The organism is Pseudomonas sp. LAIL14HWK12:I1 (assembly GCF_003202095.1).
Taxonomy (GTDB): domain Bacteria; phylum Pseudomonadota; class Gammaproteobacteria; order Pseudomonadales; family Pseudomonadaceae; genus Aquipseudomonas; species Aquipseudomonas monteilii.
Window position 1 is genome coordinate 740,384 of sequence record NZ_QJKG01000001.1, and the last position, 23,421, is coordinate 763,804.

At 63.4% G+C, this 23,421-nt stretch carries 23 protein-coding genes; all 23 read right to left on the bottom strand.

The genetic code is table 11. The annotated features are described in order from the left end of the window. Positions 1–8: 8 nt before the first annotated feature. Positions 9–1,319, bottom strand: a complete 1,311-nt coding sequence (flhF, locus tag D906_RS03335) for a flagellar biosynthesis protein FlhF (RefSeq protein ID WP_016711775.1) — start codon at positions 1,317–1,319, stop codon at positions 9–11. Positions 1,320–1,330: 11 nt separating this feature from the next. Beyond that, the gene (gene flhA, locus D906_RS03340) at positions 1,331–3,460 is read right to left on the bottom strand and encodes a flagellar biosynthesis protein FlhA (protein ID WP_027615295.1); all 2,130 of its coding nucleotides are present in this window, start codon (positions 3,458–3,460) and stop codon (positions 1,331–1,333) included. 167 nt (positions 3,461–3,627) lie between these two features. Then, complete coding sequence (gene flhB / locus D906_RS03345; protein ID WP_027609441.1) at positions 3,628–4,770, bottom strand: flagellar biosynthesis protein FlhB; 1,143 nt, start codon at positions 4,768–4,770, stop codon at positions 3,628–3,630. A gap of 2 nt (positions 4,771–4,772) precedes the next feature. Beyond that, positions 4,773–5,549, bottom strand: a complete 777-nt coding sequence (gene fliR, locus D906_RS03350) for a flagellar biosynthetic protein FliR (protein WP_027609440.1) — start codon at positions 5,547–5,549, stop codon at positions 4,773–4,775. Between the two features lie 7 nt (positions 5,550–5,556). After that, positions 5,557–5,826 carry a flagellar biosynthesis protein FliQ gene (gene fliQ, locus D906_RS03355; RefSeq protein WP_016711779.1) on the bottom strand — a complete coding sequence of 90 codons (270 nt, stop codon included), beginning with the start codon at positions 5,824–5,826 and terminating at the stop codon, positions 5,557–5,559. 21 nt (positions 5,827–5,847) lie between these two features. Beyond that, a complete protein-coding gene (gene fliP / locus D906_RS03360) occupies positions 5,848–6,603 on the bottom strand; it encodes a flagellar type III secretion system pore protein FliP (RefSeq protein WP_019096540.1) in 756 nt (251 codons plus the stop codon). Continuing rightward, positions 6,603–7,037: a flagellar biosynthetic protein FliO gene (gene fliO, locus D906_RS03365; RefSeq protein ID WP_016711781.1), complete on the bottom strand. Its 435-nt coding sequence runs from the start codon at positions 7,035–7,037 to the stop codon at positions 6,603–6,605. The genes fliP and fliO overlap by 1 nt, the downstream gene beginning before the upstream one ends. A 12-nt stretch (positions 7,038–7,049) precedes the next feature. Then, positions 7,050–7,517 carry a flagellar motor switch protein FliN gene (fliN, locus tag D906_RS03370; protein ID WP_025753835.1) on the bottom strand — a complete coding sequence of 156 codons (468 nt, stop codon included), beginning with the start codon at positions 7,515–7,517 and terminating at the stop codon, positions 7,050–7,052. Positions 7,518–7,564: 47 nt separating this feature from the next. Further along, positions 7,565–8,533 carry a flagellar motor switch protein FliM gene (gene fliM / locus D906_RS03375; RefSeq protein WP_012273501.1) on the bottom strand — a complete coding sequence of 323 codons (969 nt, stop codon included), beginning with the start codon at positions 8,531–8,533 and terminating at the stop codon, positions 7,565–7,567. Between the two features lie 9 nt (positions 8,534–8,542). Beyond that, positions 8,543–9,040 (bottom strand): flagellar basal body-associated protein FliL, encoded by a 498-nt coding sequence (gene fliL, locus D906_RS03380; protein WP_025753836.1) that lies wholly within the window; start codon positions 9,038–9,040, stop codon positions 8,543–8,545. 218 nt (positions 9,041–9,258) lie between these two features. Beyond that, on the bottom strand, positions 9,259–10,515 hold the full coding sequence (locus D906_RS03390) for a flagellar hook-length control protein FliK (RefSeq protein WP_025753837.1): 1,257 nt from the start codon (positions 10,513–10,515) through the stop codon (positions 9,259–9,261). Between the two features lie 72 nt (positions 10,516–10,587). Beyond that, the gene (locus D906_RS03395; protein WP_019099663.1) at positions 10,588–10,935 is read right to left on the bottom strand and encodes an Hpt domain-containing protein; all 348 of its coding nucleotides are present in this window, start codon (positions 10,933–10,935) and stop codon (positions 10,588–10,590) included. 48 nt (positions 10,936–10,983) lie between these two features. Further along, entirely contained in the window at positions 10,984–12,675 is a 1,692-nt protein-coding gene (locus tag D906_RS03400; RefSeq protein ID WP_019099662.1) for a fused response regulator/phosphatase, read from the bottom strand. An 8-nt stretch (positions 12,676–12,683) separates the two neighbouring features. Continuing rightward, positions 12,684–12,989: an STAS domain-containing protein gene (locus tag D906_RS03405; protein WP_016711787.1), complete on the bottom strand. Its 306-nt coding sequence runs from the start codon at positions 12,987–12,989 to the stop codon at positions 12,684–12,686. Positions 12,990–13,110: 121 nt separating this feature from the next. Further along, on the bottom strand, positions 13,111–13,560 hold the full coding sequence (fliJ, locus tag D906_RS03410; RefSeq protein WP_019099661.1) for a flagellar export protein FliJ: 450 nt from the start codon (positions 13,558–13,560) through the stop codon (positions 13,111–13,113). A 6-nt stretch (positions 13,561–13,566) separates the two neighbouring features. After that, positions 13,567–14,922, bottom strand: coding sequence for a flagellar protein export ATPase FliI (gene fliI / locus D906_RS03415; protein WP_016711789.1), 1,356 nt, complete (start codon positions 14,920–14,922; stop codon positions 13,567–13,569). Further along, positions 14,912–15,691 carry a flagellar assembly protein FliH gene (gene fliH / locus D906_RS03420; protein ID WP_019099659.1) on the bottom strand — a complete coding sequence of 260 codons (780 nt, stop codon included), beginning with the start codon at positions 15,689–15,691 and terminating at the stop codon, positions 14,912–14,914. Before fliH ends, fliI begins: the two co-directional genes overlap by 11 nt. A 161-nt stretch (positions 15,692–15,852) precedes the next feature. After that, complete coding sequence (gene fliG, locus D906_RS03425; RefSeq protein ID WP_003254434.1) at positions 15,853–16,872, bottom strand: flagellar motor switch protein FliG; 1,020 nt, start codon at positions 16,870–16,872, stop codon at positions 15,853–15,855. Beyond that, positions 16,865–18,643 carry a flagellar basal-body MS-ring/collar protein FliF gene (gene fliF, locus D906_RS03430; protein ID WP_019099658.1) on the bottom strand — a complete coding sequence of 593 codons (1,779 nt, stop codon included), beginning with the start codon at positions 18,641–18,643 and terminating at the stop codon, positions 16,865–16,867. The genes fliG and fliF overlap by 8 nt, the downstream gene beginning before the upstream one ends. 15 nt (positions 18,644–18,658) lie before the next feature. After that, entirely contained in the window at positions 18,659–18,991 is a 333-nt protein-coding gene (gene fliE / locus D906_RS03435) for a flagellar hook-basal body complex protein FliE (RefSeq protein ID WP_019099657.1), read from the bottom strand. Positions 18,992–19,123: 132 nt separating this feature from the next. Beyond that, entirely contained in the window at positions 19,124–20,479 is a 1,356-nt protein-coding gene (locus D906_RS03440; protein ID WP_025753840.1) for a sigma-54 dependent transcriptional regulator, read from the bottom strand. Further along, entirely contained in the window at positions 20,479–21,696 is a 1,218-nt protein-coding gene (locus tag D906_RS03445) for a PAS domain-containing sensor histidine kinase (RefSeq protein ID WP_027615296.1), read from the bottom strand. The genes D906_RS03440 and D906_RS03445 overlap by 1 nt, the downstream gene beginning before the upstream one ends. 141 nt (positions 21,697–21,837) lie before the next feature. Further along, positions 21,838–23,313, bottom strand: a complete 1,476-nt coding sequence (gene fleQ, locus D906_RS03450) for a transcriptional regulator FleQ (protein ID WP_027609437.1) — start codon at positions 23,311–23,313, stop codon at positions 21,838–21,840. Between the last annotated feature and the right edge of the window lie 108 nt (positions 23,314–23,421).

Here is a 23,421-nt window from a genome sequence, read left to right on the forward strand (position 1 = left end):
CTTCATGGTCAACCCGCTCGCCGTGGGTTGTGGTAGAGATCAGCGAACATGTCGGCCATGGCCTCTTCGCTGGGCTCGTCCTGCTGCTGCACATTGACTGCGCGGGAGACCAGTTGGTGACCACGCGGCAGGTGCAGGTCGTCAGGAATGCGCGGGCCATCGGTGAGGTAGGCCACGGGCAGTTCATGACTGATGGCAAGGCTCAACACGTCGCCAAGGCTTGCCGTTTCATCGAGCTTGGTCAGGATGCAGCCGGCCAGGCCACAGCGCTTGTAGCTGTGGTAGGCGGCGGTCAGCACCTGCTTCTGGCTGGTGGTGGCCAGCACCAGGTAGTTCTTCGCAGCAATGCCACGCCCGGCCAGGGTTTCCAGCTGCATGCGCAGTGCCGGGTCGCTGGCCTGCAGGCCGGCGGTATCGATCAGCACCACGCGCTTGCGCAGCAGTGGCTCCAGCGCCGCAGCCAGCGACTGGCCCGGGTCGACGTAGGTCACTGGCACGTTGAGGATGCGGCCCAGGGTCTTGAGCTGCTCCTGGGCGCCGATGCGGAAGCTGTCCATGCTCACCAGCGCCAGGTTCTGCGCGCCGTACTTGAGCACGTAGCGGGCGGCAAGCTTGGCCAGGGTGGTGGTCTTGCCCATGCCGGCCGGGCCAACCATGGCGATCACCCCGCCCTCTTCGATCGGCTCGATTTCCGGGATTTCGATCATGCGCGCCAGGTGCGCCAACAGCATGCGCCAGGCCTGGCGTGGCTCTTCGATCTCGGTGGTGAGGTCCAGCAGTTCGCGGGCAATCGGGCCGGACAGGCCGATGCGCTGCAGGCGCCGCCACAGGTTGGCCTGCTGCGGCTTGCTGCCCTGCAACTGGGTCCAGGCCAGCGACCCGAGCTGCACTTCCAGCAACTCGCGCAGGCCCGACAGCTCGGAGCGCATGGCATCGAACAGGCGCGGGTCTACTGGCGCAGCGGCCGGGGCAGCAGTCGCCGCCTCGGGGGCATCGACGTGCGGCTCGATCAACGGCTCGGCGGCGGTCAGCGACTGCCCGGCGAACAATTGGCGGTTGTTGTCACTGCTGTCCTGGCGGTGGTCCAGCTCGGCCTGAGCGGTGGCGATGCGCGTGTGCGTCTTGCGCAGCTCTTCTTCCAGCTCGGCGTTGGGCACGCGTGGGGCCAGGGCGGACAGCTTGTAGTCCAGCGCGGCCGTCAGTTCGACACCACCGGCAATACGGCGGTTGCCAATGATCGCGGCATCGGCGCCCAGCTCATCACGGACCAGTTTCATGGCCTGACGCATATCGGCGGCGAAAAATCGCTTAACTTGCATTATCCACTACCTCAGCCGTTAGGGCCCACGGTGGCAACGATGGTGACTTGCTTGTTGTCAGGTATTTCCTGATACGCCAGAACATGCAAATTCGGTACAGCCAGGCGACCGAAACGCGACAGCATGGCGCGGATCGGGCCGGCGACCAGAAGAATGGCCGGCTGGCCCTGCATTTCCTGGCGCTGGGCCGCTTCGATCAGCGAACGTTGCAGCTTCTCGGCCATGCTAGGCTCCAGAAGAACACCCTCTTCCTGACCCTGCCCGGCCCTTTGCAGACTATTGAGCAAAATCTGTTCCAACCTTGGCTCCAGGGTAATCACTGGCAGCTCCGACTCAACGCCTACAATGCTTTGCACGATGGCGCGACACAATCCGACGCGCACTGCCGCTACCAGCGCGGCGGTATCTTGACTCTTGCCAGCGTTGTTCGCGATGGCTTCGGCAATACTGCGAATATCGCGCACCGGCACCTGTTCCGACAACAGCGCTTGCAGCACCTTCAGCAGGCCCGACAAGGAAATGACACCCGGCACCAGCTCTTCTGCAAGTTTAGGCGATGCCTTGGACAGCACCTGCAGCAGTTGCTGAACCTCTTCGTGGCCAATCAGCTCGTGGCAGTGCTTCTGCAGGATCTGGTTGAGGTGGGTGGCAACCACGGTACTTGCGTCAACCACGGTGTAGCCCAGCGACTGTGCCTGGGAACGCTGGCCGACGTCGATCCACACCGCCTCCAGACCAAACGCCGGGTCGCGCGCGGCAATGCCGTTCAGGGTGCCGAACACTTGCCCGGGGTTGATCGCCAGCTCCCGGTCCGGATAGATCTCCGCTTCGGCCAGGATCACCCCCATCAGGGTCAGGCGATAGGCGCTGGGCTGCAGGTCGAGGTTGTCACGAATGTGCACGGTGGGCATGAGGAAACCCAGGTCCTGCGACAGCTTCTTGCGTACACCCTTGATCCGTGCCAGCAACTGGCCGCCCTGGTTGCGGTCGACCAGCGGAATCAGCCGGTAGCCGACTTCCAGGCCGATCATGTCGATCGGCGTGACGTCATCCCAGCCCAGCTCCTTGGTCTCCAGCGCACGCTGAGGCGAGGGCAGCAGGTCCTGCTGGCGTTGCGCTTCCTGCTGCGCCTGCAACTTGGTCTTCTGTTGTTTCTTCCACACCAGGTAGGCGCCACCACCGGCCAACAAGCCGAGGCTGAGGAATGCCACGTGGGGCATGCCCGGCACCAGGCCCATGACGATCATCAGCGCGCCAGACACGGCCAGCGCCCTGGGCGAATCGAACATCTGCCGGTTGATCAGCTTGCCCATGTCCTCGGAGCCCGAGGCACGGGTGACCATGATCGCGGCGGCGGTGGACAGCAGCAGTGATGGCAATTGCGCCACCAAACCGTCACCGATCGTCAACAGGGCGTACACCTTGCCGGCGTCACCGAAGCTCATGCCGTGCTGCAGCATGCCGATGAGCATGCCGCCGATCAGGTTGATGAACAGGATCAGCAAGCCGGCGATGGCGTCCCCACGGACGAATTTGCTGGCACCGTCCATCGAGCCGTAGAACTCGGCCTCTTGCGCCACCTCGGCACGGCGGTGTTTGGCCTGGGCCTGGTCGATCAGGCCGGCGTTGAGGTCGGCATCGATGGCCATCTGCTTGCCGGGCATGGCGTCGAGGGTGAAACGCGCACTCACTTCAGAGATACGCCCGGCACCCTTGGTCACCACCACGAAGTTGATGATCATGAGGATGGCGAACACCACGGCACCGACCACGTAGTTGCCGCCGATTACCACCTCACCGAAAGCCTGAATCACTTTACCGGCGGCGCCGTGACCCTCCTGGCCGTGCAACATGACCACACGCGTGGAGGCCACGTTCAGGGCCAGGCGCAACAGCGTGGCCACCAGCAGGATGGTCGGGAATGCGGCGAAGTCGAGCGGGCGCAGGGCGTACACGCACACCAGCAGCACGACGATCGACAACGCGATGTTGAAGGTGAAGAACACGTCTAGCAGGAACGGCGGAATCGGCAACATCATCATTGCCAACATCACCAGCAGCAACAGCGGCACACCCAGGTTGCCCCGGCCGAGCCCGGCCAGGTTGTTACGGGCGTTGCTGATTAACTGAGTGCGATCCACCGCGAGTCCTCTTGATGCAAAACTTTGACGCACAGGGGGCGCCTGGGCGTGGCTTTGCAAGAAGCCTTCCAACTTTGTATGCCTTGAGGGATTTAGCGCCTGTCAGACCGAGCGCCGCGCGGGCGGCGCTCGGTCTCATAGGCGCAGAAAGTGTCGAGGCGAACAGATCAACTATCACGCCGCAGGTCTGGCGGGATCGGCAGGTCGTCTTTCAGCGGCTCTGGCCGTTTGCCCTTGCCCGCACGGTACTGGCGGATCTGGAACACATAGGCCAGCACCTGCGCTACCGCCAGGTAAAGGCCTGCGGGGATTTCCTGCTCAATTTCGGTCGAGTAATAGATCGCCCGCGCCAGTGCTGGCGACTCGAGGATCTGTACCTTGTGCTCCACGCCGATCTCGCGGATTTTCAAGGCAATGAAATCGGTACCCTTGGCCAGCAACAGGGGCGCCACTCCGCCCTTCTCCGGGTCGTATTGCAGGGCCACCGCGTAGTGCGTCGGGTTGGTGATGATCACGTCCGCATCCGGCACCGCCGCCATCATGCGCCGTTGCGAAGCCTCGCGCTGCAACTGGCGAATACGCTGTTTGACCTCGGGCTTGCCTTCGGTGTCCTTGTACTCGTCGCGCACCTCCTGCTTGGTCATCTTCAGCTTGTTGTGCGCCTGCCATAACTGGAACGGCACATCCGCCGCCGCAATCAGCAACAACCCGGCCGCCATCCACAGCGCGCTCCAGCCGACCACCTGAACACTGTGAATGATCGCTTGCTCCAAAGGCTCGTTGGCAATGGAGAGCAACGCCTGGCGGTCGTTGACCAACACCACTATCGCCACCACCAGAATCACGAAAAACTTTGCAAGCGCCTTCAACAGTTCGGTCAGGGCATTCACCGAGAACATGCGCTTGATCCCCGACAACGGGTTCATGCGGCTGAACTTCGGTTGCAACAGGCTGCCGGAAAACAGAAAACCACCCAAGGCGATGGGTGCGACAAAGGCGATCACGAACAACAGGATCAGTATCGGCTGTACCGCCCAGATGGCCATCTTGCCCGAGGCCAGAAGAAAGGCGCCCATGGCGCGCTCGTCGACGATGATGTCGCGGGTCAGGCTGAAGTTCATGTGCATCATGGCCAGCAAGGTCTCGGCCAGATGCCCACCAAACGCCAGCAAGCCACCTGCGCCAGCCAAGGTCACCGCCACGGTGTTCAACTCTTTGGAGCGCGCGATCTCGCCCTTCTCGCGGGCTGTGCGCTTGCGCTTTTCAGTGGGTTCTTCTGTCTTGTCCTGACCGCTCTCGCTTTCCGCCATGCTCAGCGCGCCCTCGCCAATTCACGCAGCCATTGCAGCGCTTCGCTGGCCAATGCCTGGTAGTGGGAGAGGATATCGGCCAGGCCGACCCAGAAAATGGCCATGCCCATGACCAAGGTCAACGGAAAGCCGATCGAGAAGATATTCAACTGCGGCGCCGCGCGGGTCATCACGCCAAAGGCGATGTTCACCACCAGCAGCGCAGCGATCACCGGCAGGATCAACAACAGACCGGCACCGAACACCCAGCCCATGCGCCCGGCCAGCTCCCAGAAGTGGTTGACCACCAGCGCACTCCCCACCGGCAAGGTGGTAAAGCTCTCGGTCAGCACCTCGAACACCACCAGGTGCCCGTTCATCAACAGGAACAGCACGCTCACCAGCATGGTCATGAACTGGCTGATTACCGTGACGTTGACGCCGTTGGCAGGGTCGACCATCGAGGCGAAGGCCATACCCATCTGCACCGCAACAATCTGCCCGGCAATCACGAAGGCCTGGAACAGCAGTTGCAAGGCCATGCCAAACAGCGCACCAACGATGATCTGCTCGAAGCACAGCAGCAAACCACGCAGGCTAAGCGGGTCGAATTCGGGCAGCGGCGGCAATGCCGGCACGATCACCACGGTAATCGCCACCGCCACGTACAGGCGCACCCGCGCCGGCAACATGCGGGTGCCGAAAATCGGCATGGTCATCAGCACCGCAGTTACCCTGAATAGCGGCAGGATGAAGGTGGCGACCCAGGTGCCGATCTGCGTATCGGTCAGTTCCAGCATCGCTGCGTCAACCAATCAGCTGCGGGATGCTGGTGTAGAGACTGGTGATGTACTCCATGAACTTCTGCACCAGCCACGGCCCGGCAATGATCAGCGTGATCAGCATTACCAGCAGGCGTGGCAGAAAGCTCAGGGTCTGCTCGTTGATCTGCGTGGCGGCCTGGAACATCGCCACCATCAGGCCCACCAACAGGCTCGGCACAACCAGCACCGCGACCAGTAAAGTGGTCAGCCACAGAGCATCACGGAACAGGTCGACAGCAACTTCAGGTGTCATCGGCGTCTCTCCTTGACGGCGTCAGACGCCGCCGAAACTGCTGGCCAGGGTGCCCATGATCAGCGCCCAGCCATCCACCAGCACGAACAGCATGATCTTGAACGGCAGCGAGATGATCAGCGGCGACAGCATCATCATACCCATGGCCATCAGCACACTGGCCACCACCATGTCGATGATCAGGAACGGGATGAAGATCATGAAGCCGATCTGAAACGCGGTCTTCAACTCGGAGGTGACGAACGCCGGCACCAGAATGGTCAGTGGCACCTGATCGGGGCCGGCGATGTCGGTGCGCTTGGACAGGCGCATGAACAGGTCGAGGTCGCTTTGCCGGGTTTGCGCCAACATGAAGTCCTTGAGCGGCCCCTGGGCTTTTTCGATGGCCTGCTGGGCGGTCATCTGCTCCTTCAGGTACGGCTGCAGGGCATCCGTGTTCACCCGGTCGAACACCGGCGCCATGATGAACAGGGTCAGGAACAGCGCCATGCCGTTGAGCAACTGGTTCGAGGGCGTCTGCTGCAGGCCCAGGGCCTGGCGCAGGATCGAGAACACGATGATGATGCGGGTGAAGCTGGTCATCAGGATGACGAACGCCGGGATGAAGCTCAGCGCAGTCATGATCAGCAGGATTTGCAGGCTGACCGAATACTCCTGCTGCCCGTCCGGCGTATTGGACAGGGTAATGGCCGGGATCGACAGCGGGTCGGCAGCCAGGGCCAGCGGCGCAGCCAGCAGCAGCGCCAGAGTCAACAACGTACGCAGCGCGCCGCTCATCACTTGTTGTCCTTAGGGTTTTTGCCCATCAGCTCCATCAGCCGCTGAGCAAACTCCGGCGTCGCCTGACGAGCGCCATCCGGCACATCCACGGGTTCGGCCATAACATGCAGGGCCTCGATGCTGCCCGGGGTATGGCCGATCAGGATCTGCTCCTTCCCCACCTGCACCAGCAACAGGCGGTCACGCGGGCCAATGGCCCGGCTGCCGACAATCTCGATCACCTGCCCGCCCTTCACTGCCGTGCTCTGCAGGCGCCGCAGCATCCAGGCCAGGAAGAAGATCAGGCCCACCACCAGCAACAGGCCGAAAACCATCTGCGCCAGCTGCCCGCCGAGGCTGCCAGGCGGTGTCGCCGGGGTAGCTGCCGGCGTGGCCGCGGCCAGGCACGCGCTACTGGCCAGCAGCACCGCCAACGCCGCAAGGGCGCGCATTGTGCCCTTCACTCAGCGCAGCTTCTTGATACGTTCGCTGGGGCTGATCACGTCGGTCAGGCGGATGCCGAACTTCTCGTTGACCACCACCACTTCGCCATGGGCGATCAGCGTACCGTTCACCAGCACGTCGAGCGGCTCGCCGGCCAGGCGATCGAGTTCGATCACCGAACCCTGGTTCAACTGCAACAGGTTACGGATATTGATCTCGGTACTGCCCACTTCCATGGAAATGTTAACCGGGATGTCCAGGATCACGTCCAGGTTCGGGCCTTCGAGGCTGACGTTTTCGTTCGGCTTCGGCGAGCTGGCGAACTCTTCCATCGGCAGGCGGCCCGGGCCGCTGGTGCTGCCAGTGTCACCGCCCAGCAGTGCATCGATATCGGCCTGGCCGGCCGCGCCGGTTTCTTCCAGGGCCGCAGCCCACTCGTCGGCCAGCGCCTGGTCCTCTGGGGAGGTGATCTCGTTTTCGTTAGCCATGGTTTCCTCGACAGGCATTCAATTCGTTATGAGCGACCGGCACGCCGTCAGCGGCGCTCGATCGGGTCGATGATCTGCAGGGCCAGGTTGCCCTTGTGCGAACCCAGCCGCGCCTTGAACGCCGGCACGCCATTGGCGCGCAACACCAGGTGCTCGGGCAGCTCCACCGGGATCACGTCGCCAGGCTGCATGTGCAGGATGTCGCGCAGCTTCAACTGGCGCCGGGCGACCGTGGCAGTCATGGGCACCGCCACGTCCAGCACGTCTTCGCGCAGGGCCTTGACCCAGCGCTCGTCCTGGTCGTCCAGGTCGGACTGGAAACCGGCGTCGAGCATTTCGCGCACCGGCTCGATCATCGAGTACGGCATGGTTACGTGCAGGTCGCCGCCGCCGCCGTCCAGCTCGATGTGGAAAGTGGACACCACCACCGCCTCGCTGGGGCCGACAATGTTGGCCATGGCCGGGTTGACCTCGGAGTTCATGTACTCGAAGGTGACCGGCATGATGGCCTGCCAGGCTTCCTTGAGGTCGACGAAGCACTGGTCCAGCACCATGCGCACCACGCGCAGCTCGGTCGGCGTGAATTCACGGCCTTCGATCTTGGCGTGGCGGCCATCGCCGCCGAAGAAGTTGTCCACCAGCTTGAACACCAGCTTGGCGTCGAGGATGAACAGCGAGGTGCCGCGCAGCGGCTTGATCTTGACCAGGTTGAGGCTGGTGGGTACGTACAGCGAGTGCACGTATTCGCCGAACTTCATCACCTGCACACCGCCCACGGCCACGTCGGCAGAACGGCGCAGCAGGTTGAACATGCTGATACGGGTGTAACGGGCGAAGCGCTCGTTGATCATTTCAAGGGTCGGCATGCGACCCCGTACGATACGGTCCTGACTGGTCAGGTCGTAGCTTTTGATACTGCCAGGCTCGGATGCACTCTCGGTCTGCACCAGCCCGTCGTCGACGCCGTGCAACAGGGCATCGATTTCATCCTGGGACAGCAGGTCCTGTACGGCCATTGCGGACTCCTACTGCAATACGAAATTGGTGAACAGCAGCTGGTCAATGACCGGCTTGCCGACTTCCTTCTGGGCCACTTCCTGCACCACCGCAGTGGCCTTCTGACGCAGCATCTCCTGCCCGACCGGGCTGCTGGCCAGGGTGTCGAAGCCTTGTCCGGAGAACATCATCACCAGGTTGTTGCGAATCACCGGCATGTGCACCTTCAGCGCATCCAGGTCGGCCTGGTTGCGCGCCTGCAGGGTGATGCTCAACTGCATGTAGCGCTGGCGGCCGTTCTGGTTGAAATTGACCACGAAGGCCGGGGTCAGCGCCTCGTAGATGGCCGCAGGCTTGACGTTGCTGGCCGCAGGCTCGGCGGCCGGGGCCGACTCGCTCTTGTGCATGATGAACCAGGTAGCGCCCACCGAAAGGCCGATCGCCAGCAACAGGCCGACGACAGCCAGCAGGATCAGCTTGAGTTTGCCTTTAGTGGCGGGGTCTTTGACTGCTTCGCTCTTCGCCATGCCAATAATCCGTCGTCCATCGGGGGTTCAAGGGAGGATGGCTTGGCTTGAGCAAGTGTTATGCCAGATTTTGCAAAGGATGGGTTTCAACAGGATTTGCGGTGTTGGCGTCTTCGCGGGCAAGCCCGCTCCCACAGGTACTGCAGAGGATCCGGAATCTATGGAGATCTTGTGGGAGCGGGCTGACCCGCGAAGAGGCCAGTGCAGCCAATCGAGATCTACGCGTAGTAATCGACCGCACTGTCACCAATAACGACCTGTTGCTCCACAGGACGGGCGCTGTCTACAACCTCACCCCCACCCTGCTCCGCCCGCCGCGCGGCCACGCCGGACAGGTTACTGCCCTGCGCCTGCCCCTGCTGCTGTTGCTGCCCGCGCGACTGGTCGGCGACGTTGACATCCGGCTGGGCCAGCCCCTGCTGGGCAAACAGCTCGCGCAGGCGGTGTACCTGGCTGTCGAGGGCGTCACGCACACCGGCGTGGCCACTGATGAAGGTGACCTGGGTCGACTGGTCCGCCGCAACATTGACGCGAATGTCCAAGCGGCCCAGCTCTGCGGGCTCCAGCTGGATGTCTGCAGATTTCAGGTTCTGGCTGGACAGGTACATGACCCGGTTGACCAAACCTTCCGCCCACGCACCCTGGTTCATTGGCAACGGCTGGTGCAACGGGCTGGCGCTGGCCGGCACGGCGCTGGCGGTCTTGGCCGTGGCAGCCTGGGTCAGGCTGGCCAGGCGGTTGGCGAAGTCATCGACACGGGTGTCGCTGCTGGCGCTCTTGGTGTCCTTCAGGCCATCCTCCAGCAAGGCACCAAAGGCCTTGTCGCCAGACTCTCCCGCCTCACCCTCGGCACTCTCGATCAGATTCGCCAAGGTATTGACGGCTACCCGGCCCTCCTCCCCCTGCGCCTGGGAAGGGTCAAGGGCATGCGCCGATGTAGCCCCCTTGGCTTGAGCACTCTGCTCCAGCGCCAGGCGCAAGGTTGGCAGGTTGGCCAGAGGGTCTGCATCCGGGTCGAAAGCCTCTTCGGCGGAAGGCTCCTCGGGCAGCGCGCCAACCTGCGCCGTGGCGGCCTGCAGCACCGGCGCTACCGCCTCGGCCTGGGCCTGGATCAGTTGCGCACCGGGCTGGGCGTCAGTGACCTGGCCGGCCACCAGGTTGGCATCACGCACCCCGGTATCGGCCTGGGACGCATCGTCTGCTGGCAATTTGTTGCCGTCATCGGCAACAGCCGTTTTGTCAGCCGGGTCTTTCTTGCCGTGCGCTGGCGCCTCAGGTTTGTCCTTGGGCTTTGCCTGGGCGACTTTGTCGTCCTGCGAGGCTGCCTTGTCACGCCCCTGCCGTGCCATCACCTGGCCAAAGCCGTCGCCCTTGTCGCCCAGCGCCTGCAGCGGTTTGTCCGCCTGTGCGGTGGCAGAGCGCGAGGCACTGGCAATGGCGTTGGCTTGCAACAAAGGGTTGGGTGCGACAGGCATCGAGCGGTCTCCGCGCCAGAAACAAAAGAATAATCCGCCCAGAAACAGGCAAGACTCGCGCCAAGTTGTGTATCAGCCTGCTGAAATACGTTGCTGCTCACCACGGTAGAAGCGCTGCACCTCGACGAACTCCTGGTCGATACGGCTGATCAAGTCTTCGATACCGTACAGCGGGGGGCGCCGTGCACGCTCTTCCAGCTGCTGACACAGGCCGGCCAGGGCAATAGCCCCCATGTTGCTGCTGCTACCCTTGAAGCTGTGGGCGGCCGCACCCAGCTCTTCGGCGCTTTTGGCCGCGTGTAACTGGCCCAGCCGCCGCTCGGAATCGTCGAGAAACGTCTGCACCAACTGCAGGTAGCCATCCTCCATGACCTCACGCAGGTCACTGAGTACCTTGTGGTCAATATGCATGTCAGTCACTTGCTCACTCCTTGATCAAGCCAGATTATGCCCGAGCCAGCCACTGGCTCACCATACGAACGCCACATGCGCGCAACGCCCGCCTTCACTCCAGCGCGCATCGCTGGCCAACCGCCGCACCAGGTTCAGGCCACGCCCGCTCAGCCCCTGGTCCAGCGAAGGCCGCGACAGTACCCGCTGCACATCGAAACCCGCACCGCTGTCGCGGACCTCGATACTCAGACGCCCGCCATCGGCAAGCGGTTCAACCTTGAAATCGATGCGCACAAAGCCGTCTGTCAGCACGCCCAGGCGCCGGGCGCGCTCCTGATAATAGTCGGCAAAACCCTGCACATCGCGCTTGAGCTGCGAGTCCAGCCCTAGCACACCATGCTCCAGAGCATTGGAATACAACTCGCTGAGGACGCTGTGCAAGCTGCCGGTACGCGCACGAAGCCCATGAATCTCCTGCAACAACTGCACCAGGTAAGGAATCGGGTTAAAGCACTTCAGGCTCTCGCCCCGCACTTCGAAGCCCAGCGACCAGTCCTGCGGGCTGAAGCGACCGCTATCAGCGTAGATCATCGGTGCCGGCACCCGCTCTTCGGCGCCGAACATGCGGATGTCACACAAACTGATGTCGTCGCGCGGGTGCCCGCCAAAGCGCGCCAGGGCCTGCATCACTTCGTCGAACAACCGCACCGGGTCGCGGTTGTCGGCCAGCACCGCCAGCAGGCGCTGCACACCGAACAGGCGCTCCTGATCGTCCGCCGTGTCGAGCACGCCGTCCGACAGCAGCAACAGGCGCTCACCCGGCGCCAAGGGAAGCACCTCGGTGCTGTCATCAAAACGCTCGGCAGCCAGAATACCCAGCGGCAGATGCCGCGAGCTCAGCGCTGACAGCACCTGGCCATCCACCGACAGCCGATAGCCATCGGGCATACCGCCATTCCACACCTCCACCGAGCCGCGCTGCACATTGAGGTTGAGCAGCATCGCGCAACAGAACATGTCCACCGGCAGGATGCGTTTGAGCTTGGCGTTCATCTCGCGCAGGATCGGCGCCATGCCGTAACCCTTGGCGGTCATGCCGTAGAACACCTCGGCCAGCGGCATGGCGCCAACCGCCGCTGGCAGGCCATGGCCGGTAAAGTCGCCCAGCAGCACGCGCATGTCACCGCCCGGGGTGAACGCAGCCAGCATCAGGTCACCGTTGAACAGCGCATACGGCGACTGCAGGTAGCGGATGTTGGGCGCAGAAAGGCAACCGGAGTGGGCCACCTTGTCGAAAACAGCCTTGGCCACCCGCTGCTCGTTGAGCAGGTGATGATGGTGCCGGGTGATCTGGTCACGCTGCTCAAGCACAGTGGCTTGCAACCGGCGCAACCGGTCCATGGCGCGGATCTTGGCAGCGAGGATCACCGCGCTGTAGGGCTTGGCCATGAAGTCATCGCCACCCGCCTCCAGGCAGCGCACCAAGCCTTCCTCTTCGTTCAGCGACGTCAGGAAAATGATCGGCACCAGCGCCTCGCCGGCCAGGGCCTTGATCTGCCGCGCCGCCTCGAAGCCGTCCATTACCGGCATCAGCGCGTCCAGCAACACCAGCTGTGGGCTGCGCTCCTGAAACAGCGCCACTGCCTGCTCGCCGTTTTCCGCGGTGAATACCTGGTGGCCCTGGCGACGGACAATCTGCGCCAGCAGCAGGCGGTCGGCGGCACCGTCCTCGGCGACCAGCACGGTCAACGGCTGTTCGGCCGGCATGTCGGCGCTCAACTGATATCGAAGAGTTTTTCGAAATTGGAGATGGCGAGTATCTTGCGCACGTCGGAGCTGGCATGCACCACCCGCACATCCGACTCATCGCCACCCGCATGGTCGCGCAGCAACAGCAGCATGCCGAGCGCGGAGCTGTCGAGGTAGGTGGTGTCTTTCAGGTCGACGATCACCGAATCGGGGCGATCGGGCTGGCGTTCGTAGGCGTCTCGAAATTCCTGATGCTTGCCGAAATCGAAGCGCCCCTTGATCTTGATCGTCAGCTTTTTCCCATCCTGCGAAAAATCAGTCTCGACTGCCATGCTAGCGATTCCTTCGATGATGGCGGATGCAACTCCATTAAGGTTTAGCAGGCGATGCCAGGGGTGGCAAGAATGCTGTTTCCACAAGGCCGCTCCTACAGGGGGCAGCGCAAGGCTTTGGCTAAAGGTTTTGTCGGGGCAAACGCTGCGACAGCTCATCCAGCAACCGCTGCTCACGCTTGTCTTCGGCTCGCCGGGCCTCATCCCTGTAGCGCTGCACCAGCTTGCGCAATCCCTCCACCCGGGCATAGGCCTGCTGCCAGGTACCACGGGCGTTGTTGAGGTTGTTCTGGTGCCACACCAGGCTCTGACGCTGCTGGGTCATGGCCGTTTCCAGCTGCCCCAGAAAACGCTGGTAGTTGACCAGCCAGCTGCCATTCACGCCTTGCCCGCCACGGTTGATCCACTGCAGCTGGTAGTCCTCGCGAAAACGCTCCAGCTCGGCCAACTTGGCCTGAGCCGTGGCCACCTGCTGCTGAAAGTGCCCAACGCGCTGAGCGGCCTTGCGCTCGGCCTCCTCGGCCATGTCCACCACTGGCGCCAAGCGCGCTGCGCGTCCGGGCAGCGCCATGGCCTATCAGCCTGCCGGGGGCGTGAAAATCGCCCCCAGCTGTTCGCGGCTCTGTGCCATGCCCACGTTTTCACTCAGCCCTTGGCGCAAGAATTCCACCAGCTTTGATTGCAAGGCAATGGCCAGGTCGGTTTCCGGATCGCCGCCGGCCACATAGGCACCCACGCTAATCAGGTCGCGGCTTTGCGACAGGCGCGACCACAGCTGCTTGAACTTCTGCGCCTGGCGCAAGTGGTCGGCATCGACAACCTGGGGCATCACCCGGCTGATGGACGCTTCGATGTCGATGGCCGGGTAATGGCCTTCCTCGGCCAACCGGCGCGACAGCACAAAGTGACCGTCGAGCACGCCCCGGGCCGAGTCGGCGATCGGGTCCTGCTGGTCGTCGCCCTCTGACAGCACGGTATAGAACGCCGTGATCGATCCACCGCCCGGCTCGCCATTGCCCGCCCGCTCCACCAGCTTGGGCAGCTTGGCGAACACCGATGGCGGGTAACCGCGAGTGGCCGGCGGTTCGCCGATGGCCAGGGCGATTTCCCGCTGGGCCTGGGCGAAACGGGTCAAGGAGTCCATCAACAACAGCACATTCTTGCCCTTGTCGCGGAAGTACTCGGCGATGCGCGTGCAGTACATGGCCGCGCGCAGACGCATCAGCGGCGCATCGTCTGCCGGCGACGCCACCACCACCGAGCGCTTGAGGCCCTCTTCACCGAGGATATGCTCGATGAACTCCTTCACTTCGCGGCCCCGCTCACCGATCAGCCCGACCACGATGATTTCGGCTTCGGTGAAGCGGGTCATCATGCCCAGCAACACCGATTTACCCACGCCGGTACCGGCAAACAGGCCCAGCCGCTGGCCACGGCCAACGGTAAGCAGACCATTGATACTGCGAATACCCACGTCCAGCGGCTTGCTGATCGGGTCGCGGTTGAGCGGGTTGATCACCGGGCCGTCCATCGGCACCCAGTCCTCGGCCTTCATCCCGCCCTTGCCATCCAGCGCGCGACCGGCACCGTCGAGCACGCGGCCGAGCATGCTCATGCCCATGGGCAGACGTCCGCCGTCGTCCAGCGGCACCACCCGCGCCCCCGGCGCAATACCGACGATGCTGCCCACCGGCATAAGGAACACCTTGGGCCCGGCAAAGCCCATGACTTCGGCCTCGACCTGCACCGGGTGGTAACTGTCGTCGTTGATCACCAGGCAGCGGCTGCCCACCGCGGCACGCAGGCCTTCGGCCTCCAGGGTGAGCCCGACCATGCGCAGCAGGCGGCCTTCGACGACGGGCTGGGCCGGCAGCGCGATGGCCTCGGCATAACTGCCCAGGCGCTTGCCGAAGCTGGTGCGTTCAAGGCGCATCAGGGGTATCCACCGGGCTGGCCAGATCTACCGCCATATCTGGCGCTGCCGGGTGCAGTGCATGGTCGTGCAACTGGTCGAACAGTTGTGCCACGGCTTTTTCGATGCGTGTTTCCATGGTTGCATCGATACGGCTGTGAAGCGTCTCGATACGGCAACCACCTGGCAGCAGTGCACTGTCTTCCAGCAGCCGCCAGCTTTCCTCATGGCGTTCGCGCAAGGCCTTGGCCAGCTCGAAATCCTGCGGGTTGAGGTGGATGCGGATATTGTCCGCCCCCATGGGCAGCAGCTTGAGCGCTTCGCGCAACACTTGGGTGATCTGACTGGAATCGCTGCGCAGCTCGCGGCCGATCACCTGGCGAGTCATGTGGGCCACCAGATGCACCAGTGTTTTCTCGATCTGCGTGTCCTGCTCGGCGATCGGCTCCATCAGGTTGGCCATCAGCCGCTCAAGGCTGTCCAGCTTGGTCTTCAAGGCCTCTTCGGCCTCCTGGCGGACTTTGAGCTGGGTGCTGTGAAAACCTTCACGCTCACCGGTGGCAAAACCCTCGTTGTAGGCCTCTTGCCGGATCGCTTCGAGTTCTTCCAGGGTCAGCGGCTGGACTTCTTCCAGCGGCACTTCCTCGACTTCCTCGATGACCTCGGGTTCAGGCTCAGGCTCCGGTTCGGGCTCCGGTTCCGGGTCGAAGCTGGGCAGCGCCCACACGTCCACGCCCTCAAGGTCGCGGGCGCGGATCAGGTCGCTGGGGTGATGTTCTTTGGTGGACATGTTTTCAGGTACTCAAAACCCTATTCAATAGGGAGACGGGTTTGACCCCTGTGGGAGCGGGCTTGTCCCGCGAAGCAGGCGCCGCGGTGTATGGCACCGGCGTTGCCGGTGTTCGCGGGGCAAGCCCGCTCCCACAAGGCCCCTCAAGGCCCGCAAGCGACTTAGATCATTTCCTCGGCGCCTTTGCCGCCGAGCACGATCTCGCCAGCCTCGGCCATACGCCGGGCAATAGTAAGGATTTCCTTCTGTGCCGTTTCCACGTCGCTGACCCGTACCGGCCCCTTGGCCTCCAGGTCGTCGCGCAGCAGCTCCGAAGCACGTTTGGACATGTTCTTGAAGATCTTGTCCTTGACCCGCTCGTCGGCGCCCTTGAGCGACACCACCAGCACGTCGGACGACACTTCACGCAACAGCGCCTGGATACCGCGATCGTCGACGTCGGCCAGGTTGTTGAAGACGAACATCAAGTCCTCGATCTGCTCCGACAGGTCGCTGTCGATTTCGCGGATCGCGTCCATCAGTGCACCTTCCACGGAGCTATCGAGGAAGTTCATGATGTCGGCAGCACGCTTGATGCCGCCCAGGGTGGTGCGTGCTGCGTTGGAGTTGCCCGAGAACTGCTTCTCGAGGATCTGGTTCAGCTCCTTCAACGCCGCAGGCTGCACGGTGTTCAGCGACGACACGCGCAGGACGATGTCCAGGCGCACCTTGTGGTCGAAGTTGCTCAGCACTTCACCGGCCTGGTCCGGATCGAGGTAGGCCACCACGATGGCCTGGATCTGCGGGTGCTCGTAGCGGATCACGTCCGCGACAGCACGCGGCTCCATCCACTTCAGGCTGTCCAGGCCGCTGGTGTTGCCACCGAGCAGGATGCGGTCGACCAGGCCATTGGCCTTGTCCTCGCCCAATGCCTGGTTGAGCATCTTGCGGATGTAGGCATCGGAACCCACGCCCAGACTGGTCTGGTCGCCGACGATGTCGACGAACTCGCTCATCACCTGCTCCACCTGGTCACGGTGCACATTGCCCATCTGCGCCATGGCCACACCCACCCGCTGCACCTCCTTGGGCCCCATGTGCCGCAGCACCTGGGCCGCATCGGTCTCGCCCAGCGAGAGCAGAAGGATCGCCGCCTTGTCGACGCGGCTCAGCTTGGCGGTAACGGCTCGGTTATCACTCATCGGCGTTGATCCACTCTTTCACGACCTGGGCAACGCGGCCCGGGTCTTCGGCCACCAGGCCTTTGATTGCGTTGAGCTGTGCCTCGTAACCCTCGCTCGGGCTAGGCAGCAGAATGCTTGTCGGGCCACCCAGACTGACGCGGTCGTTGGCCAGTTCGCCATCCAGACCCATCATGCCGCCCAGCTCCATGTCGCTGTCCGGGGCAGCCTGCTTGCCGCCCCCTGTAATGTTGTTCAACACAGGCCGCAGCACACCGAACACCAGCACCAGGATGAACACTACGCCCAACACCTGCTTGACGATGTCCCAGAACCACGGCTGCTGATAGAAGGCGATATCGGCAATTTCTTCGCCACGGTCGGCGGCGAACGGTACGTTGATCACCGTCACGCTGTCGCCACGGCTGGCATCGAAGCCGACCGCATCCTGCACCAGGCGGGTAAAGCGCGCCAGGTCCTCGGCACCCCACGGCGCGCGCGTGCTGTCGCCAGTGGCCGGGTCGATCTTGACCTGATCGTCTACCACCACGGCCACCGACAGGCGGGTCATGCGCCCCTGCTGCTGGCGGGTGTGGCTGATGGAACGGTCCAGTTCGAAGTTCTTGGTGCTTTGCTGGCGTTTGTCCGACGGGTACGGCGCGAGCATCGGCTGACCGGTGGCCGGGTCCATGATCTGCTGGCCGTTGGCATCCACCAGCGGCTGGCCAGGCTGGATGGCCGCAGCCGGGGTGGCAGCGCCACCGGTGGTTTGCGGGGCCGAGGCCGCGCCAGGTGGCTGGTTGCTCAGTGCACCGGGCACACCTTGCGGGCCTTGGCTGCTGGCGCGCTGCTCGTCGACGGATTGCTCGCTGCGCAGCGCTGGCTGGTCTGGGTTGAACTGCTCGGAGGTGGACTCCACCGCACTGAAGTCCAGGTCCGCCGACACTTCGGCCTTGTAGCGGTCGTTGCCCAGCACTGGCTGCAGGATGTTGTGCACACGCTGGGTGAGCATGCTTTCCACCCGGCGGCTGTAGTCGAACTGCTTGCCGGCCTGGGTGAGCGCGGAGTCCTGGATCTGTTCGGACAGCAGGTTGCCCTTCTGGTCGACCACGGTGACCTGCGACTTGTCCAGCTCTGGCACGCTGGTGGCGACCAGGTTGACGATGGCCATCACCTGCCCGGCTTCCAGGGCACGGCCCGGGTACAGCTCGACCAGTACCGAGGCACTGGGCTTGCGCTCGTCACGCACGAACACCGAACTTTTCGGGATAGCCAGGTGCACGCGCGCACCCTTGACATTGTTCAGGCTGGAAACGGTACGCGCCAGCTCACCTTCCAGGCTGCGGCGGTAGCGGGTGGCCTCCATGAACTGGCTGGTACCCAGGCCCTGCTCCTTGTCGAGCAGCTCGAAACCCACGTTGCCGTCGCTCGGCGCCACCCCGGCGGCGGCCAGCTTCAGGCGCGCACGGGAGAGATCGTCGGCTTTGACCAGCAGAGCACCCGAGTTGGGCTCCACGTTGTAAGGGATGTCAGCAGCGGCCAGGGTGTCCATGACCTGCTTGGTGTCCATGCCCGACAGGCTGCCGTACAACGGACGATAATCGGGTTGTTGCGACCACAGCACCACGGCAAAGCCGATCGCCACGCTGGCCGCCAGGCCGACCATGAGGCCGATCTGCCGCAGCATGGGCATCTGTGCGATGTTTTCCAGGAACGACATACCGGGCAGCGGACGCTTGGCCGCTGGTGCGCCAGTCTTGGCAGGGGGGTTGTCGACGACTGCTTCAGCCATGGTTTACATCCGTCCTCAAACCGGCATCTGCATGATGTCCTGGTACGCCTGGACCAACTTGTTGCGCACCTGGGTCAGGGCCTGCATCGAAACGCTGGCCTTTTGCGACGCGATCATCACGTCCGTCAGGTCGACGCCGCTCTTGCCGATTTCGAAGGCATTGGCCAGCTGGGTCGAGGCCTGCTGCGTCTCATGCACCTTGCCGATGGCCTGGCCGAGCATGTCGGCAAAGGTACTTTGCCCCGGCGCCAGCTCCGGGGCAGCAGTGACCTTCGGCAACGACATGGCATCGGCCTGCATGGCCCGCATGTCCAGCATCAGACGATTGAATTCAACACCTTGGCTCATGACCCTTCTCTCTCCTGCGGCCGCATTTTTTTGACGCTCATGCGGCGAATAGCCTACGTAAAGCAACAAAGGTGCCAGCCTTGGCAACCCAGCCCTTCTGGTTTTTGACAGGGTCGCCGTGGAGGCGGCCCGTCACCCGAACAGGCTGGCCTCTACATCGAACCCGGCATCACGCATCTGTGCCAGCTTGTAGCGCAGGGTGCGGGGGCTGATCCCAAGGCGTTCGGCCGCCTCTTTGCGCCGGCCGCGCTCGGCGCGCAAGGTGTCGATGATCATCTGGTACTCGTGGCGGCGCATGTCATCACCCAGCCCGCCGGCCTCAACAACCACTTCAGGCGAGGGCACGGTGCCGGCCGACAATGGAATGGCGCCTTCCAGACAAAAATCCGCCGCCTCGATCACCCCACCCTGCTGCAGGATCAGCGCCCGCTGCAGGGCGTTGTCCAATTCGCGCACGTTACCTGGCCAGGCGTGCGCCTGCAGGCAAGCCCGGGCCGCAGGCGAGAGGCGTACCGGAGCATGCTTCATCTTGGCCACATGCCGCGCCAACAGGCGCTCGGCCAGCTGCAGGATGTCGCCCGGGCGTTCACGCAGCGGGCGCCAGGCCAGCGGGAACACCGACAAGCGGTAATACAGGTCTTCGCGGAAGCGCCCGGCCGCCACCTCGCCTGCCAGGTCACGGTTGGTGGTGGCCAGCACACGAATGTCGAGGCTGATCGGCTTGCGCCCGCCTACCCGCTCCACCTCGCGCTCCTGCAGCACACGCAGCAGCTTGGCCTGTAAAGCCATGGGCATTTCCGAGATTTCGTCGAGCAACAAGGTGCCGCCTTCGGCCTGTTCGAACTTGCCTGCCTGGGCAGCGATAGCGCCGGTGAAGGCGCCCTTCTCGTGACCAAACAGAGTAGCCTCGAGCATATTGTCGGGAATCGCCGCGCAGTTGATCGCGACGAAGGGCTGCGCGGCACGGGGCGACTGCTGGTGAATGTAGCGCGCCAGCACTTCCTTGCCAGTACCGGACTCGCCGGAAATCAGCACGGTCGAGTCACTGCGCGCCACCCGGGCGGCCAACTCCAGCAACTGGCGGCTGGCCGGCTCGCAGGCGACCGGGCCTTCTTCGCCGCTCACGCGCCCGGCGGCATGCCGCTCGACCAGGCTGAGCAACGCCTTGGGCTCGAAGGGCTTGACCAGGTAGTCGGCAGCGCCCTGGCGCATCGCCTCGACCGCACGCTCGACGGCGGCGTGTGCAGTCATCAGCAACACCGGCAACTGCGGTTGCTGGCGGCGCAGCTGGCTGAGCAACTGGTGCCCGTCCATGCCGGGCATGTTCACGTCACTGACCACCAGGCTGAAAGCGTCTTCCAGCACAGCCTCCAGCGCTTCTTCGGCACTGCCCACCGCCTGGTAAGCGAAACCGCCGATTTCCAGGGTATCGCCCAGCGCCTGGCGCAATACGCGATCGTCCTCGACCAGCAGCACCTTGATTGCCATCACACCCCCTCCGCCAACTGCCCGTCGATCAAGGGCAGCTCTACCCGCACGCAAGTACCACGGCCCACTTTCGAGCGCAGGCTGATCCTGCCCTGGTGTGCGCGCACCACGGCCTTGACCACGGCCAGGCCCAAACCGGTACCGGTGGCCTTGGTGGTCAGGAACGGCTCACCCAGGCGGCCGAGCAAATCGGCCTCGATACCGCTGCCAGCATCGCTGACGCACAGGTGCAAGGTACGTTCACGGCGGTACAGGTGCACCTTCAGCCGTGCCTGCCCGTCGCCGGCCTGCAGGGCATTCTCGACCAAGTTGAGCATGGCCCCCACCAGGGTGTCGCGGTTGCACAGCAGCTCACCCAGGTGGCTGTCACACTGCCAGCGCACGGCATGCCCCTGCACATGCACCTGGGCCGCCTGCTGCAGTGCCTGGAACAAGGCTTTCGGGGTTACCCGATCAAGCAGCGGCAGCTCGCCACGGGCAAACACCAGCATGTCGCGCACCTGGTGCTCCAGTTCGTGCAAGCGTTCCTTCAGGGTGCCGGCAAAGCGCTGGCGGGTTTCTGCGCTCAGCTGTTGCTCGCTATCGGCCAGATGACTGGCGTACAGCATGGCTGCCGACAGCGGCGTACGGATTTGATGCGCCAGCGAAGCAACCATGCGCCCCAACGACGACAACCGCTCATGGCGCGCCAACTGGTCTTGCAGGCGACGGGTTTCAGTCAGGTCATTGAGCAGCACCAGTTGGCCGGGCTCGGCGTCCAGCGAACGGGTCGCGATCGACAGGCGACGGCCGTCGCGCAACGAGACTTCGTGGCCATCGTCCTTGCGCGGTGCAAAGCTGCGGGCAATCACCTGGCGCCACAGCTGGCCGATCAACGGCTCACCAAGCAACTCGCAGGCAGCCGGGTTGGCTTCACGCACCAGGCCCTGGCCGTCGATCACGATCACCCCGCCGGGCAGCAGGTCCAGCAGGTTTTGCAGGCGGTTGGCCAGACGTTCCTTTTCGCTGAGTTCTTCGATGCGCTGGGCACTGACCACCGCCAGCTCGCCCTTGAGCTCACTGACCCGGGCTTCGAGCAGGCTGTAGGACTGGCTCAGCTGGCTGGACACCTGATTGAACAAGGCGAAGGCTTGCTCGACACCCTGGCGGCTTTCCTGCTCCACCGGGGTTTGCCCCTTCTGGTCGGGGGCTAGGGATACGTGGGCGGCCTGGGGCATCGTGCTCTCTCGCGTGGCTGACCGTCATAAAAACGGTATGGTGCCAGCGTTGTAGCAATAGCCGTGCCGGGGATGGGGAATTAGGTTGACTGTGGAGGCCTCTTCGCTGGTTTACCCGCGAAGAGGCCGGACCAGGCGACGTCAGTCCTCTGCCTGATCCTCGCCGCCCTGGCGGCTCATGCCGTACTTGCGCATCTTCTCGACCAGGGTGGTCCGGCGAATGCGCAAACGCTCAGCCGCGCGCGCAACGATACCGTTGGCATCGTCCAGCGCCTGTTGGATCAGGCCCTGCTCCAGGCTACCGAGGTAGTCTTTCAGGTCGAGCCCTTCGGGCGGCAGCATGGCATGGTTGCTGAAGTTCGGCGTATGGCCATTGATCGCCACGCGCTCTTCCAGGTCGCTGCGCAGGCTGTCGACCATCTGCTCGTCTTCATCGTCGACGTAGCGGAACTTCTTCGGCAACTCGGACACGCCAATCACCCCGTACGGGTGCATGATCGCCATGCGCTCGACCAGGTTGGCCAGCTCACGCACGTTACCCGGCCAGCCGTGACGGCACAGCGACATGATCGAGGCAGAGTTGAAGCGGATGGAACCGCGCTTCTCGTGCTCCATGCGCGAGATCAGCTCGTTCATCAGCAGCGGGATATCTTCCACCCGCTCACGCAGCGGCGCCATTTCGATGGGGAACACGTTCAGGCGGTAATACAGGTCTTCACGGAAGGTGCCGTCCTCGATCATGGTCTCGAGGTTCTTGTGCGTCGCGGCGATGATGCGCACATCGATGCTCTGGGTCTTGTTGCTACCTACACGCTCGAACGTACGCTCCTGCAGCACACGTAGCAGCTTGACCTGCATCGGCAGCGGCATGTCGCCGATTTCGTCAAGGAACAGGGTACCGCCGTTGGCCAGCTCGAAACGCCCGGCACGGCTGGTGATCGCACCGGTAAAGGCCCCCTTCTCGTGGCCGAACAGCTCGCTTTCCAGCAACTCGGCCGGGATCGCGCCACAGTTGACCGGCACGAACGGCGCTTCGCGGCGCTTGGAGTGGTAGTGCAGGTTGCGCGCCACCACCTCCTTGCCCGTGCCCGACTCACCCAGGATCAACACACTGGCATCGGTGTCAGCCACTTGCTGCATCATCTGCCGCACATGCTGGATGGCACGACTGGTGCCGACCAGGCTGCGGAACAGGTTGGGTTCGCGCTGGCGGCCACGCTCACGCGCCTGGTCGTACATTTCACGGTAGACCTGGGCACGGTGCAGCGAATCCAGCAGCTGGCTGTAGCTTGGCGGCATTTCCAGGTTGGAAAGCACGCGACGGCGAAGGTCTTCTGGCAGCTCGGCAGAAGAAATTTCACCTAAAAGCAGAACCGGAAGGAACTCATCCCAGGCAGCCACTGTCTTAAGTAGCCCAAGGAGATTGCCCGAGGCGTTCACGGTGCCGACAAGCACACACAACACTTCGCGACTTGAAGACAACGGCTCGACGACTTGCTGCCAGTCCAGGCTTGAGCAAGCGAGGTTTTCTTCGCCGAGAAAATTGAGCACCACCGCCAGGTCACGGCGGCGTGCGCTGTCGTCGTCGATCAGCAGAATCTTGGTTTCACGCCACATGCAATAGCAACTTCCCTAGTCATATCGGCGCCCTGCGGGCGTGCTCGACATCATTCCGACTGAATGGTCAGTGTTCGGACGTCTGAAATTCGAAAACAGCCACTAGTA

Coding starts and splice junctions, on each gene's coding strand:
- flhF (WP_016711775.1), bottom strand. CDS start 1,319: ATGCAAGTTAAGCGATTTTTCGCCGCCGATATGCGTCAGGCCATGAAA.
- flhB (WP_027609441.1), bottom strand. CDS start 4,770: ATGGCGGAAAGCGAGAGCGGTCAGGACAAGACAGAAGAACCCACTGAA.
- fliR (WP_027609440.1), bottom strand. CDS start 5,549: ATGCTGGAACTGACCGATACGCAGATCGGCACCTGGGTCGCCACCTTC.
- fliQ (WP_016711779.1), bottom strand. CDS start 5,826: ATGACACCTGAAGTTGCTGTCGACCTGTTCCGTGATGCTCTGTGGCTG.
- fliP (WP_019096540.1), bottom strand. CDS start 6,603: ATGAGCGGCGCGCTGCGTACGTTGTTGACTCTGGCGCTGCTGCTGGCT.
- fliO (WP_016711781.1), bottom strand. CDS start 7,037: ATGCGCGCCCTTGCGGCGTTGGCGGTGCTGCTGGCCAGTAGCGCGTGC.
- fliN (WP_025753835.1), bottom strand. CDS start 7,517: ATGGCTAACGAAAACGAGATCACCTCCCCAGAGGACCAGGCGCTGGCC.
- fliM (WP_012273501.1), bottom strand. CDS start 8,533: ATGGCCGTACAGGACCTGCTGTCCCAGGATGAAATCGATGCCCTGTTG.
- fliL (WP_025753836.1), bottom strand. CDS start 9,040: ATGGCGAAGAGCGAAGCAGTCAAAGACCCCGCCACTAAAGGCAAACTC.
- D906_RS03390 (WP_025753837.1), bottom strand. CDS start 10,515: ATGCCTGTCGCACCCAACCCTTTGTTGCAAGCCAACGCCATTGCCAGT.
- D906_RS03400 (WP_019099662.1), bottom strand. CDS start 12,675: ATGCCGGCCGAACAGCCGTTGACCGTGCTGGTCGCCGAGGACGGTGCC.
- D906_RS03405 (WP_016711787.1), bottom strand. CDS start 12,989: ATGGCAGTCGAGACTGATTTTTCGCAGGATGGGAAAAAGCTGACGATC.
- fliJ (WP_019099661.1), bottom strand. CDS start 13,560: ATGGCGCTGCCCGGACGCGCAGCGCGCTTGGCGCCAGTGGTGGACATG.
- fliI (WP_016711789.1), bottom strand. CDS start 14,922: ATGCGCCTTGAACGCACCAGCTTCGGCAAGCGCCTGGGCAGTTATGCC.
- fliH (WP_019099659.1), bottom strand. CDS start 15,691: ATGTCCACCAAAGAACATCACCCCAGCGACCTGATCCGCGCCCGCGAC.
- fliG (WP_003254434.1), bottom strand. CDS start 16,872: ATGAGTGATAACCGAGCCGTTACCGCCAAGCTGAGCCGCGTCGACAAG.
- fliF (WP_019099658.1), bottom strand. CDS start 18,643: ATGGCTGAAGCAGTCGTCGACAACCCCCCTGCCAAGACTGGCGCACCA.
- fliE (WP_019099657.1), bottom strand. CDS start 18,991: ATGAGCCAAGGTGTTGAATTCAATCGTCTGATGCTGGACATGCGGGCC.
- D906_RS03440 (WP_025753840.1), bottom strand. CDS start 20,479: ATGGCAATCAAGGTGCTGCTGGTCGAGGACGATCGCGTATTGCGCCAG.
- D906_RS03445 (WP_027615296.1), bottom strand. CDS start 21,696: ATGCCCCAGGCCGCCCACGTATCCCTAGCCCCCGACCAGAAGGGGCAA.
- fleQ (WP_027609437.1), bottom strand. CDS start 23,313: ATGTGGCGTGAAACCAAGATTCTGCTGATCGACGACGACAGCGCACGC.